This window comes from Streptomyces sp. HM190, from assembly GCF_009857135.1.
Lineage (GTDB): Bacteria > Actinomycetota > Actinomycetes > Streptomycetales > Streptomycetaceae > Streptomyces > Streptomyces heilongjiangensis.
The window spans coordinates 3,211,425-3,226,039 of sequence record NZ_CP047318.1 but is presented as its reverse complement, the minus strand read 5'-3'; the positions used below and the strand labels follow the sequence as shown (position 1 = coordinate 3,226,039).

Genomic DNA, 14,615 nt, shown 5'->3' with positions numbered 1-14,615 from the left:
GAGTGGTCAGGGGCGCCAGACCACTCGGTGTTCTCCCAGCTCGGCCAGGACCGCGTGGTTCGCCTCCCAGCCGTCCGGGCTGTTGCGTTCGGCCGCCTGTCGGCGGCGTGCCGGACTCTGTCCGGCGGTTCGGGTGGTGGTGGGGTGGTGCTCGGCCGGGCGGGTGGTCGGTGTCGTCGTCGGTCCCGTTCCGTCGTGCGGCTTACGGTTGCCAGACGACTCGGTGTTCTCCCAGCTCGGCCAGGACCGCGTGGTTCGCCTCCCAGCCGTCCGGGAACTTGACGGTCACGCCCAGCTGCACCGGCTCGGTGGACGGATGGTCGTCCAGGAGGTCGGTCACCCCCGCGCGGCAGACGACGATGCAGGCGTGCCGGTGGCGCGAGGCGAGCACGCACAGGCGTCCGGTCTCCAGGTGGAAGGCCGTCGCGTCGGGGCGGCCGGAGAGCGGGTGCAGGACGACGGTCACGTCGTACTCCCGGCCCTGGAGCCGGTTGGCGGTGTCGACCACCACGTCGGACACCCCCAGCTCGGCCAGCGCGGAGCGCACCGCGGCGGCCTGGTCCCGGTGGGCCGTGCCGACGGCGATCCGGTCGGCCGTCAGCGGCGCCGGCTCCTCCGCCCGCTCCGACGTCGCCGCCCCGCCCCGGTCCAGCAGCCGCCGAACGACCAGCGCGACCGCCCGTACCGCCTCGGGGTCGGTCCGGGGCGTGTGGCGGGCCGGCAGCTCCAGCAGCCCCCATCCCGACTCGGCGGCCTCGTCGATGACCCGGTCCGGGCCGGAGCCGTCGGACGGCACCGCGAAGGCGAGCCGCCGGTCCCCGTGCCCCGTCCCGCTGCGGAACGGCGTGAACGGGTAGAACGCGTCGGAGACGAGCGGCGCGGCCGACGCCGGGAGCCGCCACGACACCGGCAGCCGGTGCTGCGGCAGCTCGGGGTTGTGCGCCAGCAGCGTCGTCACCGCCGAGGCCGACGGGTCGTACGACAGTCCCGCCCACTGCTCGCCGCCCACGATCGAGAACGGGTCCAGCTGCCCGGGGTCGCCCACGAACAGCGCCCGCTCGAACAGCCCCGCCACGGCCAGCAGCGCGTCCGACCGCATCTGGTACGCCTCGTCGACGATCGCGTGCCGCCACGGCTCGACACCCTTGACGTGGGCCCACTTCGCGGCCGTGGAGATCACGACGTCGAGGCCCGCCAGCTCGGCCGCCTTCGTCGACTTCCTCACGTTCGGCAGGGCGTCGAGCGCCTTGTCGTACGGGTCGGAGTCACTGCTGTGCAGCCGGCCCACCGGCAGCTCGGGGTCCTTCTCCGAGAGCCGGATCACCAGGTCGTCGACCTGCGCGTTGGTCTGCGCGATGACCATCAGCGGGCGTCCGGCGGCGGCCAGCTCCCGCGCGGCGCGCACGACGAGCGTGGACTTGCCGGCGCCGGGCGGCGAGTCGACCACCACCCCGCGGTGCGTGCCGTGCAGGGTGTCGCGCAGGATCGCCTCGGTGGCCCGGCCGGCCGCCGCCCCGGGATCGAGCACAGCCTCGGCGCTGGTCACAGGACGTCCTCCTCGGTCACCGGGTCCGGCAGCGGTACGGCGTCGGGCTCGCCCGGCGGCCCGCCGTGCGTCCACGGGGTGTCCTCGGGGTCGGGCAGCTTCGCCCCGCCCCGCTGATCGTGCTCGAACAGCGTGAAGCAGACCCGGTCGCCCTTCTCGGGGACCGAACCGACCTCCGGCTCCTTGCCCCGCCCCATCTTGTCCATGATCCGCAGCACGAGGAGCACCTCGCCGCCGTCGGTGTCCCCGCCCTGGTCCTCGGCGGCCACGAACTCGGCGGTCTGCGGCTTCCCGCCCAGCGAGCGGTACACCTTCACCCGCTCCCCGAGATGCGGCCGGTCCCGCGTCCGTACGGTGACCAGCGGCCGGGGGCTCGGCCGCTTCCCCTCGCCGTACGCCATCACGACATCGGTGACCTCACCGGCGAACGCCTCCCCGGACAGCCGCCGCCCCGCCATGACCAGCGGGTCGTCGAGGGCCTCCTGGGCGTCGAGCCGGGCCTGCTCCCGCTCCCGCGCGGCCAGTTTGTTCGCGGCGGTGACCGCGTCGTCGATGCGGGGCTGCGGGGGCTCCCCGGCGGTGATCCGGTCCCGGTGGGCGGTGAAGGACCAGCGGTCGCGGGTCCACCGGTCGGCCGCGTGGGCGCCCTCCGGCAGGGCGCGCAGCAGGTCGAGGCCGTGCCAGACGGCGTCCCACGTGGGCCGGGTGCGGCTCTCGACGAGGGCGCGGATCTCGCGCTCGGCGGCGGTCAGCGCGCCCAGCCGCGCGTCGGCCTCCAGACCGTCCTCGGCGGCGGCCAGCGCCAGCCGCGCCCGGTCGTACCGCTCGATGGCCGGGGCCAGCAGCTTGTTGTCGAACGCCGGGTCCGTCGCCGGACCGGCGGGCGGGCACAGCAGCTGGCCCTCGGCGTCCCGCGCCAGCTCCGCCCGCCGCGCCGCCGCCTCACCGGACTCGCCCTCGGGCGGGTCGATCCAGGCGAGCAGCGACGCGAGGTGCTGGTCCTCGACGCCGGACTGCCCGGTCGCCCAGTGCCGTGACAGCAGATCGGTCAGGGCGAGCAGCAGCGAGGAGCCGGGCACCCGCGCCCGCTCCCCGAAGTGGGTGAGCCACCGCCCGAGCAGCGGCACCCGCGGCGGCGCCGGGTGGGGGGCCTCCGGGTCCTGCTCGGCGGTCCGCCGGAACCGCATGGAGCGCCCGAGGAGCCGGACGAAGTCGATGCCGGTGCGGCTCGGCACGATCAGCTGCGGGGCGTCCGCGCACAGCTCGACCTCGACCTTGACCCGCTTGCCGGTCTCCGGGTCGGTCTCGGTGCGCTCGGCCGCCTCCACGACGTCGGCGTACGCGTCCACGTACGGCAGGACGACGTCCGCCAGCTCGGCCAGGAACGCGAAGCGCAGGTCGCGGTCGCGGGGCTGGGGGACGACCAGCAGCCGGGGCGCGTCCCGGTCGGTGCCGACGAGCGCCCCGAGCGGGGCCCCGGCCTCACCGGCGGTGGTGAGCGGCACGAACACGAGCGGGGTCGCCGTCAGATGCCGGTGCAGGACGGTGGCGGCGGGCTGGGCGCGGCCCGAGCTGATGGCTTCGAGCCGGGCGAGGGTGGCGATCAGTGACACATGGCCCCCTCGGTGGCCGGGACGGGGGCACCGGCCGCCGCGAGGGCCTCCGCGCGCAGTTCCGCCGCCCGGCGCAGCGCCGCCACCGTCGGGTCGTCGGGATCGCCCGCCCTGCCGTGGGCCGCCGCCAGGACGTCCTCGACGGTGGTGAGTCCCCCCAGCTCGGCCCGCGCGGCGCGTCCCAGGGAGGTGACGGCGCCGTCCGCGCGGGAGCGGGCCCGGCAGTGGAAGGCCAGCTCGCAGGCGGAAAGGCACTCGGGGGCGTAGGTGGCGGAGAGCGCCTCGACGGCGGTCGTCAGCTCCGCACGGGGGAGGTCGGGGGCGAAGCAGGTGCCCTCGGGGAGGGACCGGGCGATGTCCTCGATCCGGGTGAGCCGGGTCAGCTGGCGCCGGGTGACCGCGCGCTGCTTGCGGATGTCCACCGCGGCGGCCGTGGGGAGGTTGGTGAAGTCCTTGGGGCACACGAGCAGCACCCGGTGGTGGACGGCGGGCGCGGGGTCGAGCCGGGCGGCCACCTCCTCCAGCGCCAGGACGTACACGGCGGACTGGCGGGCGGCGGCGCCCACCTTCGCCGGGTCCGCCGAACCGTCCAGCATCGGGAAGGACTTGATCTCGACGACCGTCCAGGTGCCGTCGGGGTGGACGACCACAGCGTCCGGCTCCAGGAAGGCGGGGGAGCCCGCGACGTCCAGCGCCAGCATGGGGTGGTCGAGCAGCGCCCAGCCGCCCGCGTCGGTGGCCTCCTTCAGGGCCAGTGCCGTACGGGCGGCGCGGCCCTCGGGGCCGACGGCGGCGAGGTCGGGGACGGACGCGCCGGCCGGCGGCTCGGCGCCCGGGTCCAGCGTCTCGTGGACGAGTCTCAGCAGCTCCGCCCCGCCGTCCGCCTTCACCCGGGCCTCGAAGGCGTTGCCCCGCATGAAGGCGAACTGGGACTGTCCGAAGGCGGAGGGCGAACCGAGCGCGTCCGCCAGCACCGCCTTGTTCACCCCGGCGCCGTCCAGCAGCGCGCGGCGCTCGCAGCCCGGGTTGGCCGCGAGCGCGGCGAGGGCCCGCGCGTCCAGCGCCTTCGGGGGGACCTCGGGTCCGCGCAGCTCAGCGAGCTGCCGCCGGAGCGCCGTCTCCTGCTTCCGAGGGGACGGCACCCGGCTCGGGTTCGGTGATCCGCTGCCGTGGAATTCGCTCACCCGGCGAAGTCTGGCATCCGGCACTGACAATCGGGGACAGGGCGGCGGGGGAGGCCCCCGGGACGGGGGTGGCGGCGTCGTCCGCGCGCTCCTCCCGGCGCGGCCCGCCGTCGCCCTCGCTGCGGACCGCCGGGCCGCCGTCGGCGCGGTCGGCGCCGGCCGTCATGAGCCCGAGCGCGGCCCGGCACCGGTCGGCGGTCCGCAGCACCAGTGGCGCCAGCAGCAGACCGGCGCCCATCACGGCGGCGCCGGCCGCCGCGTCGAGGAAGTAGTGGTTCGCGGTGCCCATCACCACGATCGTGGTGATCACGGGGTACGCGACGGCCGCGACCCGGACCGCGCGGGAGCCGCCGCCGAAGCGCCACAGGATCACCCCGCACCACAGCGCCCAGCCGACGTGCAGGCTCGGCATCGCCGCGTACTGGTTCGTCATGCCCCCCAGGCCGCGGGGCGCGCTGGCCTCACCGCCCCACCAGCCCCAGGAGCTGTAGTGGGCCATGGTGTCGACGAAGCCGTGCGCCGGGTCGAGCAGCCGGGGCGGGCAGGTCGGGAGCAGGGTGAAGCCGATCAGGCCGATGAACGTGGAGGTCATCAGCCAGGTGCGGGCCGCGCGGTAGCGCACGGCGTGGGTCCGGAAGAGCCACACCAGGAGCGCGGGCGTGACCAGGTAGTGCAGGGAGGCGTACCAGAAGTCGGCGGGTATGCCTATCCAGGGTTCCCGCGTGAACAGCCGGTTCAGCGGATGCTCGGCGTTGAGCCCCAGCGCCTTCTCGAAGCGCAGGATCGCCAGGCCGTGCTCGACGGCGCTCGACGTGTCGCCCCGGGCGAGCAGCCGACCCGCGGAGTACGCCCCGTACACCAGCAGGATCAGGGGCAACTCGGTCCACCAGCGGAGCCGCGTGTGCGTGCCTGGCACTGCCTCGGTGACCGGTGCGCCGGCCCTCTCGGTGACCGGTGCTACGGCCGCCTCGGTCTGCGGCATCCGATCGCCCTCCCCCATCTGCGTCCACTGTGTTCATCTGTACGTCGTGCGCGGGACGTCCTCCCGTGTGCAGGACGTTGTCCAAGACGCCGGGACCGCCCCCCGGGTTGCCCCCGGCGGTGTGAGCGATGATGGACGCACCCGCCTCTGCATTCTCCCTTCTCCCAGAGGCCACCCGGAAAGGTTTTTCATGGCACCGCGCATCCTGCTGGCCCGGCACGGACAGACGGAATGGTCCCGGCTCGGCAGGCACACCGGCAGGACGGACGTCCCCCTCCTCGAAGAGGGCCGACGCGGTGCCAAGCTGCTCGGCGAGCGCCTGCACCGGCCGCCCCTGGACGGGCTTCCCGGGGTCGAGGTCCGTACGAGTCCCCTCGCACGCGCGCGTGAGACCTGCGAACTGGCCGGGTTCGGTGAGCGGGCCACCCCGTGGGACACGCTGATGGAGGTCGACTACGGAGCGTACGAGGGGCTCACCCCGGCCGACATCCACGCCGTACGGCCCGGCTGGCTCATGTGGCGCGACGGTGTTCCCGAGGGGGAGACCCTGCGACAGCTCACCGCGCGGGCGGACGAGGTGGTGGAGTGGGCCCGGAGCGAGGAACGCGACGTGCTGGTCTTCGCCCACGGCCACATCCTGCGGTCCATAGCCGCCCGCTGGCTCGGCCAGGGCATCGACTTCGCCGCCCGCGTCCGCCTCAGCCCGACGTCGCTGTCGGTCCTCGGCTGGGCCTACGGCGACCCGGCGATCGAGTCGTGGAACGACACGGGGCACCTGTCCGGCTGGGCATGAGCGCCGGTGCCGGCGCTGGTGCCGGTGTCGCGGGAGCGGTGCCTCAGGCGGTGCGCGCGAGCCCTGCGTGGCGTTCCAGGAACGCCGACACGCCCGCGGCCCGGCGGTGCGGCAGCAGGACGCGGGCCGTGCCCGCGAGCATCTGCTGGATCCGTGAGGACTGGACCTCGTCCAGCAGGTCGAGGACCCGCATCCCGGCCGCCGCGGCCTCGTCGGGGCGGCCCCCGCGCGCGAGGTCGTCGGCAAGCTCGGCGGTGTAGAGCGCGATGTTGCGGGTGAAGTGCGGCTTCTGGAGCCGCGCGGCCCGCCGCGCGTGCCGGGCCGCGCGGGGCCAGTCACCGAGCGTGGACCAGCACTGCGCCTCCAGCGCCTCCAGTTCGGCCTCGCCGTAGAAGGTCATCCACTCCGGGTCGGCGTCGGACGTCCCCCGCCCGAACAGGGCGTGCGCCCGGGCCAGCGCCTGCTCGCACCCGGTGCGGTCGGCGAGGCCCGCCCAGCCGCCCGCCTCCCGCAGCGCCAGCAGGGACATCAGCCGCGGTGAACCCAGGGGGCGCGCCACCCGCTGCGCGGCCTGGGCGGCCCGCACCGCCTCCCGCGGCCGGCCCGCGTCCCGCGCGAGGAACGCCGTGTTGCAGAACGCGTGCGCCTCCAGGGCCGGGTCGCCCGACATCCGGGCCGTGGCGAGCGCCTCCGCGTAGTGCGAGCGCGCGTCGTCGAAACGTCCCGAGTCGTGGGCCAGCCAGCCCACCGAGATGGCGAGTTCACCGGCGCCCGCGTACAGCCGGTCGGCGCTGGCCTGCCGGGTGGTTCCCGCGTCGAGCAGTGCGTACGCCGCCCGCAGCGGCGCCGAGGCCCTGCGGTACAGCCCGTCGGCCCCGTGCCGGTCGTCGAGCAGCCGGATCTTGCGCACGGCCGCTTCGAGGGCCCCCACCTCCGACGCACCCGCGCGGTGCGCGGAGCGGCCCGCGGCCGAGGCCGTGCCGCCGAGGGCGAAGGGGCCGAAGGAGGCGGCCGCCATGGCGGCGGTACCCCCGGTCATGAACGCGCGACGTTGCACGTCGCTCTCCTCGTGGTCCTGGTACGTGCCGTGCGTGTCCCGCCGGCCGCGCACACGCTCCGCGCCGCCCAGCGGGTCCTGCATGTCGTACGTCTCTTGCGTGTCATACGGCTCGTACGCCCCTCCCGTCCCACCCCTCGCGTCGAGCGAGGAGCACGAAAGGCTCCCGGTATGAGAAGGGGGCGCCTCCTCGGCGGAACGCGCCCCCCGGCCGCGCACCTCCGCGCGGGGCGTGAACCCCAGGTCGGTCAGGGTCCGGCCCGGGAACATGTGCAGGAACACCCGCTCGTACGCGTAGTTCGGGCAGCGGATCTCTCCGGACTCGACCCGCCCGACGTAGCGCGCGTCACAGCTCACCCGCTCACCTATCTCCCGCGCGGCACGGCGCACCGCCGCCGCGAACTCGCCCGGTGAGCGCTGCCCGCGCAGCTGCCGGAAGACGAGGTTCGGCCGCTGTGGCCGGGGGGACTGGGATGAGGTCACCGATGACGACGCCATGGTCGGGCCCTCTCTCGCGAACCGTCGAACCGTGCCGGAATCAGAGGAGTTGTCCGTGCCGAGTTGTCCGTGTCCTGGACGGTTGGTTCTTCTGTGTCCGGCGGGGCAAGAACGTACCCGCCCTGCGGATGCCACGGTGCGAGGTTTGGCTACAAACCGGATATCTCCTCCTTGATTCGCCATGAACTGCCATCCTTTGCGGCACGGTTCCGCCGTAGCCGTTGACAGGCCCGCGCGTTGGGCAGCCTGAACCGGGAGCGCCCGAACTCCCGATGCCGTCTGCCGGAGACAGGGGGTTGTACGCCTTGGAGGCCCGGATGAAGAACGTCGAACCCCGCACGCCGACGTCCGACGTGCCCCCCGCGGAGCCCTGGCCGACCTGCGAACACCCTGCCCTGCCCGCCCAGTCGGCCTCCGAGTGCGACCTCGTGACCGTCCCCGCGAGGCAGGGCCTGGAGGCCGTCGACATCCTCCGGCGCGGCGCCCTCGACGTGGTCGGGCCCGTCATGACCGTCGGCCCCGTCCTCCTCGACGACGCCTGCGACACCCTCGGGTTCCTCGTCCCGCCGGGCACGGCCGACGCGTGGGACGTGCCGGGCAGCACATGCACCCAGAGCCACGGGCGGGGCGTCGTGCCGGCCCCCGCGGAGGGTGCCGACTGGCTGGTGCCGCCGGGTGAGGCGGACCTGGCGACGGACCCGGCGGTGCTCCGGGCGGCGCTGGGCGAGGCGGCGCGGCTGATCGAGGCCGCCGACAACTGCCGCTGAACGGCGCGAACCGCCAGGCCGCCCCAGGGAGCCCACCGGGACGGGGCGCCCACGGTCGGCCGGGGAGCACACCGGCGTGGAGCAGCTGCCCGGCACGGTCGATAATGGCCGTATGGGCAGGTCCAGGAAGGGGCGGGGACGGGGAGCCGACGTCGTCGTCGAAGCGGTCGACGGAGGGCTCGCCGAGCTGGTGCCCGACCCGGATCGCGCGCGGGCCTGGACGCTGCTTCTCGACGGGGCCCCGCAGTCGCACGTCGACCTCGACGACCCCGCGTATCTGTCGTTCGAGTACCAGCGGCGCCTCGGCCACGTCATCGACCTCGTCGCCCCGGCCGGGCGGCCCGTGCACGCCGTGCACCTCGGCGGGGGTGCCTTCACGCTCGCCCGGTACGTCGCCGCCACCCGGCCCCGGTCCACCCAGCAGATCGTCGAGCGTGACGCGGCGCTCGTCCGACTCGTGCGGCGTGAGCTGCCGTTGGACCCGAACGCCCGGGTACGGGTGCGGTCGACGGACGCGCGCGCGGGCCTGGCCAAGATGCCGGACGGCTGGGCGGACCTGGTGATCGCGGACGTGTTCAGCGGGGCCCGCACCCCGGCCCATCTGACGTCGACGGAGTTCCTCACGGAGGTACGGCGGGTGCTGAAGCCGGGCGGGTGCTACGCCGCCAACGTCGCCGACGGCCCCCCGCTCGCCCATCTGCGCGGCCAGATCGCGACCGCCGCCGCCGTCCTCCCCGAACTCGCGCTGGTCGCCGACCCGGCCGTCCTGCGGGGCCGACGGTTCGGCAACGCGGTCCTCGTCGCCTCGGGACGGCCGCTGCCGCTCGCCGAACTCACCCGCCGCGCCGCCTCCGACCCGCATCCCGGCCGCGTCGAACACGGCAGGGCGCTCACCGACTTCACCGGCGGCGCGGTGGCCGTGACCGACGCGGCGGCCGTCGCCTCGCCCGCCCCACCGCCGTCGGTGTTCCGCTGACCCGACGTCAGGGCACGGCGGGGCAGGGCACGGTGTCGCTGGTCGCCGGTCGCCGGTCAGAAGTTCTGCACGTCCACGCGGGGCGCGCTGTCGTGCCAGGTGCAGAACACCGACACCCGGTCCGCACCCGCGGCGAAGTCCACGCGGATCCAGGACTCCGTCTTCCACACCTGCATCGACCAGCCCGCGCCGGGCGTCGCCGAGACGAGCGTCGCGTACGTCCTCGTCAGCGAGAAGACCACCCGGCCGCCCTCGGTGCCGTACGCCTTGACCTGACCGGAGTCGCCGGACGCGCCCCCGCCCGGACTCGGGCTGACCCGCAGGGACTTCGCCGGGGGCGGTGACGCCGCGCCGGTGCCGCTGCTCCCCCGACCGTCCGTCCGCTCCGTCCGGTCGGCACCGGGGGAGGTCGGGCCGGCCGTGTCGGGGACCCGCTCGGGCTCCTCTCGGTCCGCTTCCCGGTCCTTCGCGTCGGCGGCCGTGATGGGCAGGGCGCGGGGCGGGTCGTAGGCGGTGCCCTCCATCACCGTGTGGACACTCCACCACGTCAGCGTGACCGCCGCGCTCGTGGCGAGCAGCCAGGCCAGTACGGGGAGAAGTCCTCTGCGCATCGCGGCCATCCTGCACCACGAGCCCCGTCCGTGTCGTGGGGGTGCGGGGGCCCGCCCGACGCGTGGAGGGCCTGGGGCGCGTGTGCGCGGGGCCTGTGGACAAGTTGTCCACAGGCCCCGACCGGGCTCGCCCCGATGGCGTACGGTGCGGCGCATGGCAAGTGTGCTCGTGGTCGAGGACGACCAGTTCGTACGCTCGGCGCTGATCAGGCATCTGACGGACGCCGCACACACCGTGCGCAGCGTCGGCACGGCCCTGGAGGCGCTGCGCGAGGTCGCCCACCACCGCTTCGACCTGGTCGTCCTCGACCTCGGGCTGCCCGATCTGGACGGCTCCGAGGCGCTGAAGATGCTGCGCGGGATCACCGACGTACCGGTGATCGTCGCCACCGCCCGGGACGACGAGACGGAGATCGTCCGCCTGCTCAACGCGGGCGCGGACGACTATCTGACCAAGCCGTTCTCCGTGGAGCACCTGTCGGCCCGGATGGCCGCCGTCCTGCGCCGCGCACGCGGGCCCGTCGGCGAGCCGCCCCCGTCCACGGTCATCCGCGTCGGTGGTCTCGCCATCGACCCGCTGCGCCGTCAGGCCGCCCTGGACGGCGTACGACTCGACCTGACGCGCCGCGAGTTCGACCTCCTCGCGTTCCTCGCCGGCCGGCCCGGGGTGGTCGTGCCCCGCAGGGAACTGCTGGCGGAGGTGTGGCAGCAGTCCTACGGCGACGACCAGACGATCGACGTCCATCTGTCGTGGCTGCGGCGGAAGTTGGGGGAGACGGCGGCGCAGCCGCGCTATCTGCACACCCTGCGGGGCGTCGGGGTGAAGCTGGAGCCGCCGGGGCCGGCGGTGCTGCCATGAGGTGGGCGCTGGTCAAGGTGTGCGTGGCGGTGACGACGATGGTCGTGGTCGCCTTCGCCGTGCCGCTCGGGCTCGTCATCAAGGAGATGGCCCGCGACCGCGCGTTCTCGGGCGCCGAGCGGGTGGCGGCGGCCATCGCCCCGGCCCTGTCCATCACCAGCGACCGCGAGCAGTTGGAGCGGGTCGTCGCCTCGGCGGGCGCGGACGACGGCCTCGCCGTCCACATCCCCGCGGCCGGTGACGGGGCCGCCGCGCTCGACCTCGGCCGGCAGCGGGCCTCCGACGAGGACATCGCCACCGTCCGCGCGTTGGGCCGCGCGTCCACCACCGACGTCGCGGGCGGGTCCACGCTGCTGCAGCCCACCGCGGTCAGCTCGGGCGAGACAGCCGTCGTCGAGGTGTTCGTCCCCGAGGCCGCGGTGAGCAACGGCGTGGCCACCGCGTGGGCGGTGCTCGCCGGGGTGGGCGTGGCCCTCGTCGTCGGCTCGGTCGCGGTGGCCGACCGGCTGGGGGTGCGGATGGTCCGGCCCGCCCGGCGGCTGGTGCACAGCGCCCGCGACCTGGGCGAGGGGCAGCTGGGCGCGCGGGTGCCCGAGGAGGGGCCGAAGGAACTGCGGCTGGCGGCGGTGGCGTTCAACGCGATGGCCGACCAGGTGGTCCAGCTCCTGGCGAACGAGCGGGAGCTGGCGGCCGATCTGTCGCACCGGCTGCGTACGCCGCTGACCGTGCTGCGGCTCAACGCGGCCTCGCTCGGCGACGGGCCGGCCGCCGAGCAGACCCGGGCGGCGGTGGAGCAGCTGGAGCGCGAGGTCGACACGATCATCCGGACGGCGCGGGAGGCCAAGCCGCAGACCGCGTCGGTGGGCCCGGGCGCCGGGTGCGACGCCGCGGAGGTGGTGCGGGAACGGATGGCGTTCTGGTCGGCGCTCGCGGAGGACGAGGGCCGCAAGTGGCGGGTGGCCGGGGTCGAGCGGCCGGTCCGCGCCCCCGTCGCCCGGGCCGACCTCGCCGCAGCGCTCGACGCCCTCCTCGGCAACGTCTTCCGGCACACGGCGGAGGGCACCGCGTTCGCCGTCGACGTCCACGACGGCGAGGACGCCGTGATCGTGCTCGTCTCCGACGCGGGTGACGGCATAGCCGACCCCGCGGCGGCCATGGCCCGCGGCCGGGGTTCCGGGCACGACGGCTCGACCGGGCTCGGCCTCGACATCGTGCGCCGCCTCGCGGAGGCCACGGGCGGCGACGTCCGCATCGGATCGTCGGTGCTGGGTGGCGCCGAGGTACGGATCTGGATCCAGTTGGGCGGACCGGGCGGCAAGGGGCCGGCCCGCAAGGGGAACCGCGGGACGATGCGACGCCGCAGACAGACCGGACCGGCGTCGGTCCTCAGGTGACGACACCCCTCGGGGACGAGGATCTCGGTGGCCGGGGTGGCCGGGGTGGCCGGGGTCCGGGCCATGGCCCCCGGGTGTTTGCAGGAACGAACTCCTGGTGGTCCCGGTCCAGTGGCCCAGGGCCAGGGACACGCTCGCCGTCCGCCCGCGGGCCGAGACCGGCACCGGGTGCCGCCCCGGGTCGTCCCGCGCGCCGCAGGGCCCGCCCTGTGGGCTCGCCGGGCCTTCGTACCTGCTGGGTCGGGGTGGACCGTGCACGGGTCCGCGAGGGTTTCGCGGCACGGGTGTGCAGCGTGGGCACGGTGCCGCCGCCGACGAACAAACACGAACGAACAAGAACTGTCACGGCGACCGGTCGGTGGCCCTCGCAAACGAGTCGCACGCGGCCTGGCGCGCCCGGACGACCCACACGGGGACGCGCGCGGACGGCCGTGCCGTACGCGGGCGCGCACGGTACGGCCCCCCGTACCGTCGCCGACCAGGAGGCGGAGCCGGCCGGTACCCCCGAGGCCGCCCCGGCGGCGCCCTCAGGGCGGCGCACGGGCCCGTCGGGGCGCCCGGGGGCCCCAGGAGCGCCCGGCGCGCCACCGAGGCCGACAGGAGCCCCGTCCAGGGCCGACCTCACCCGCCCCCGCCTGTTCCCGCCCGCCCCAGCCCGTTCCCGCTCTCGGCGGCCCCCCGGTGGCCGCTCCCCCCCCGTGTGGGGTGTCTTGTGCGATCGCCGCGCCCCGGTCGCGTGAGCCTCCCGACACGTGACATGACTCACGTATGTGACGGTCACGTTTCGACGAACAGGGATTACGTTTCAACAAAGGGGGACAAGAAGGCTTGACGCGCGACCTGGCATGGAGCTGTTATGGCGACCACCGTGTTCGGTCAAGTTGGTTTCTGGTTGATTTCGATCACTAACCGACGAGGGCCTCTTGATGACCGAACCACTTGTCCCCAGGGAGCCGTTCATGCATCTCACACCTTCCGGTCTCTCCGTGCCCGGCACGAGCCGCCGCACCCTGCTGCGCGGCATAGGCGGGGCCGCGGCGCTCGGCGCGGGCATCCCGCTGCTCAGCGCCTGCGGCGGCAGTGGCAGCTCGGCCACTGACTCGAAGACCGTCTCGCTCGGCTCCAACGCCTCCGACGCGGTGCCGAAGAAGGCGTTCGCGGAGATCTACGCCGACTTCGCCAAGAAGTCAGGCATCAAGGTCGACGTGAACACCAAGGACCACAACACGTTCCAGGAGCAGATCAACTCCTACCTGCAGGGCACGCCGGACGACGTCTTCCACTGGTTCGCGGGCTACCGGATGCAGTTCTTCGCCTCCAAGGGGCTGGCCAGCCCGATCGACGACGTCTGGAAGACGATCAGCGGGAACTTCCCCGAGGCGATGCAGAAGCTGAGCAAGGGCGAGGACGGCAAGTTCTACTTCGTGCCGCTGTACACGTACCCCTGGGCGCTCTTCTACCGCAAGAGCGTCTTCCAGGAGAAGGGCTACGAGGTTCCCACCACGTGGGACCAGCTCATCGCGCTGTGCAAGCAGATGAAGAAGGACGGCCTCGTCCCGATCGCCTTCGGCGACAAGGACGCCTGGCCGGCGATGGGCACGTTCGACCAGATCAACTTCCGCGCCAACGGCTACGACTTCCACGTCGAGCTGATGGCGGGCAAGGTCTCCTGGACCGACGCCAAGGTCCGCAAGACGTTCGACCTGTGGACCGAGCTGCTGCCGTACCACCAGGAGGGCGCGGTCGGCCGCACCTGGCAGGACGCGGCGCAGACGCTGGTGTCGAAGAAGGCGGGCATGTACCTGCTGGGCTCCTTCGTGGGCCAGCAGTTCACCAACAAGGCCGACCTGGACGACCTGGACTTCTTCGCCTTCCCGGAGATCGACCCGGCGTACGGCCAGGACACCGTCGAGGCCCCGACCGACGGCTTCATGATGAGCAAGAGCCCGAAGAACAAGTCCGGCGCGGTCAAGCTCCTGGAGTTCCTCGGCACCGCCGAGGCGGAGCAGATCTACCTCAAGGCCGACCCGAACGTGGTGGCCGCCTCCACCAAGGCCGACACCTCCTCGTACACGCCGCTGCAGAAGAAGGCGTACGACATGATCTCCGGCGCCAAGAGCCTGACGCAGTTCATGGACCGCGACAGCCGCCCGGACTTCACCTCCACGGTGATGCAGCCGTCGCTGCAGAAGTTCATCCGGGACCCCAAGGGCATCGACAGCCTGCTCTCGTCGATCGAGCGCCAGAAGAAGACGATCTTCGCGTCCTGACGGCCGACCGTCCCGACGGCCGCCCCACGACCGCCTCCGCGGTCACGCGGGCGGCCGCCGGGGCG

Annotated in this window: 12 protein-coding genes; 6 read left to right on the top strand and 6 right to left on the bottom strand. The window is 74.2% G+C overall.

The features are described 5' to 3' along the window. Window positions 1-202: 202 nt before the first annotated feature. The 4 genes from GSY65_RS13500 to GSY65_RS13485 are packed head-to-tail and all read right to left on the bottom strand — an operon-like array spanning window position 203 to window position 5,325. On the bottom strand, window positions 203-1,546 hold the full coding sequence (locus GSY65_RS13500) for an AAA domain-containing protein (protein WP_159767756.1): 1,344 nt from the start codon (window positions 1,544-1,546) through the stop codon (window positions 203-205). After that, a complete protein-coding gene (locus GSY65_RS13495; RefSeq protein ID WP_159767753.1) occupies window positions 1,543-3,159 on the bottom strand; it encodes a hypothetical protein in 1,617 nt (538 codons plus the stop codon). The genes GSY65_RS13500 and GSY65_RS13495 overlap by 4 nt, the downstream gene beginning before the upstream one ends. Then, on the bottom strand, window positions 3,150-4,301 hold the full coding sequence (locus GSY65_RS13490) for a hypothetical protein (protein ID WP_159775903.1): 1,152 nt from the start codon (window positions 4,299-4,301) through the stop codon (window positions 3,150-3,152). The genes GSY65_RS13495 and GSY65_RS13490 overlap by 10 nt, the downstream gene beginning before the upstream one ends. After that, complete coding sequence (locus GSY65_RS13485) at window positions 4,252-5,325, bottom strand: phosphatase PAP2 family protein (RefSeq protein WP_159767750.1); 1,074 nt, start codon at window positions 5,323-5,325, stop codon at window positions 4,252-4,254. Before GSY65_RS13485 ends, GSY65_RS13490 begins: the two co-directional genes overlap by 50 nt. Window positions 5,326-5,515: 190 nt before the next feature. On the opposite strand from GSY65_RS13485, the gene GSY65_RS13480 reads away from it, so the two are divergent. Continuing rightward, window positions 5,516-6,118, top strand: a complete 603-nt coding sequence (locus tag GSY65_RS13480; protein ID WP_159767747.1) for a histidine phosphatase family protein — start codon at window positions 5,516-5,518, stop codon at window positions 6,116-6,118. 43 nt (window positions 6,119-6,161) lie between these two features. Here GSY65_RS13480 and GSY65_RS13475 read toward each other — a convergent pair whose 3' ends face one another. Beyond that, window positions 6,162-7,673 carry a hypothetical protein gene (locus GSY65_RS13475; RefSeq protein ID WP_159767744.1) on the bottom strand — a complete coding sequence of 504 codons (1,512 nt, stop codon included), beginning with the start codon at window positions 7,671-7,673 and terminating at the stop codon, window positions 6,162-6,164. 317 nt (window positions 7,674-7,990) lie between these two features. On the opposite strand from GSY65_RS13475, the gene GSY65_RS13470 reads away from it, so the two are divergent. After that, complete coding sequence (locus GSY65_RS13470) at window positions 7,991-8,440, top strand: hypothetical protein (protein WP_236579774.1); 450 nt, start codon at window positions 7,991-7,993, stop codon at window positions 8,438-8,440. Window positions 8,441-8,552: 112 nt separating this feature from the next. Further along, on the top strand, window positions 8,553-9,416 hold the full coding sequence (locus GSY65_RS13465) for a spermidine synthase (protein WP_159767741.1): 864 nt from the start codon (window positions 8,553-8,555) through the stop codon (window positions 9,414-9,416). 56 nt (window positions 9,417-9,472) lie between these two features. Here GSY65_RS13465 and GSY65_RS13460 read toward each other — a convergent pair whose 3' ends face one another. Then, complete coding sequence (locus GSY65_RS13460) at window positions 9,473-10,036, bottom strand: hypothetical protein (RefSeq protein WP_159767738.1); 564 nt, start codon at window positions 10,034-10,036, stop codon at window positions 9,473-9,475. Between the two features lie 145 nt (window positions 10,037-10,181). Here GSY65_RS13460 and GSY65_RS13455 point away from each other — a divergent pair, with 145 nt between their 5' ends. The 3 genes from GSY65_RS13455 to GSY65_RS13445 all read left to right on the top strand — a co-directional run bounded on the left by GSY65_RS13455 (window position 10,182) and on the right by GSY65_RS13445 (window position 14,550). Beyond that, complete coding sequence (locus tag GSY65_RS13455) at window positions 10,182-10,886, top strand: response regulator transcription factor (RefSeq protein WP_159767735.1); 705 nt, start codon at window positions 10,182-10,184, stop codon at window positions 10,884-10,886. Next, window positions 10,883-12,280, top strand: a complete 1,398-nt coding sequence (locus GSY65_RS13450) for a sensor histidine kinase (RefSeq protein WP_159767732.1) — start codon at window positions 10,883-10,885, stop codon at window positions 12,278-12,280. The genes GSY65_RS13455 and GSY65_RS13450 overlap by 4 nt, the downstream gene beginning before the upstream one ends. A gap of 959 nt (window positions 12,281-13,239) precedes the next feature. Beyond that, window positions 13,240-14,550, top strand: a complete 1,311-nt coding sequence (locus GSY65_RS13445) for an ABC transporter substrate-binding protein (protein WP_159767729.1) — start codon at window positions 13,240-13,242, stop codon at window positions 14,548-14,550. The last annotated feature ends 65 nt before the right edge of the window (window positions 14,551-14,615 follow it).

Excerpts from the sequence above, each read along its gene's own strand:
- GSY65_RS13470 (WP_236579774.1), top strand. The coding sequence starts at position 7,991 with ATGAAGAACGTCGAACCCCGCACGCCGACGTCCGACGTGCCCCCCGCG.
- GSY65_RS13485 (WP_159767750.1), bottom strand. The coding sequence starts at position 5,325 with ATGCCGCAGACCGAGGCGGCCGTAGCACCGGTCACCGAGAGGGCCGGC.
- GSY65_RS13455 (WP_159767735.1), top strand. The coding sequence starts at position 10,182 with ATGGCAAGTGTGCTCGTGGTCGAGGACGACCAGTTCGTACGCTCGGCG.
- GSY65_RS13460 (WP_159767738.1), bottom strand. The coding sequence starts at position 10,036 with ATGGCCGCGATGCGCAGAGGACTTCTCCCCGTACTGGCCTGGCTGCTC.
- GSY65_RS13445 (WP_159767729.1), top strand. The coding sequence starts at position 13,240 with ATGCATCTCACACCTTCCGGTCTCTCCGTGCCCGGCACGAGCCGCCGC.
- GSY65_RS13480 (WP_159767747.1), top strand. The coding sequence starts at position 5,516 with ATGGCACCGCGCATCCTGCTGGCCCGGCACGGACAGACGGAATGGTCC.
- GSY65_RS13475 (WP_159767744.1), bottom strand. The coding sequence starts at position 7,673 with ATGGCGTCGTCATCGGTGACCTCATCCCAGTCCCCCCGGCCACAGCGG.
- GSY65_RS13450 (WP_159767732.1), top strand. The coding sequence starts at position 10,883 with ATGAGGTGGGCGCTGGTCAAGGTGTGCGTGGCGGTGACGACGATGGTC.
- GSY65_RS13465 (WP_159767741.1), top strand. The coding sequence starts at position 8,553 with ATGGGCAGGTCCAGGAAGGGGCGGGGACGGGGAGCCGACGTCGTCGTC.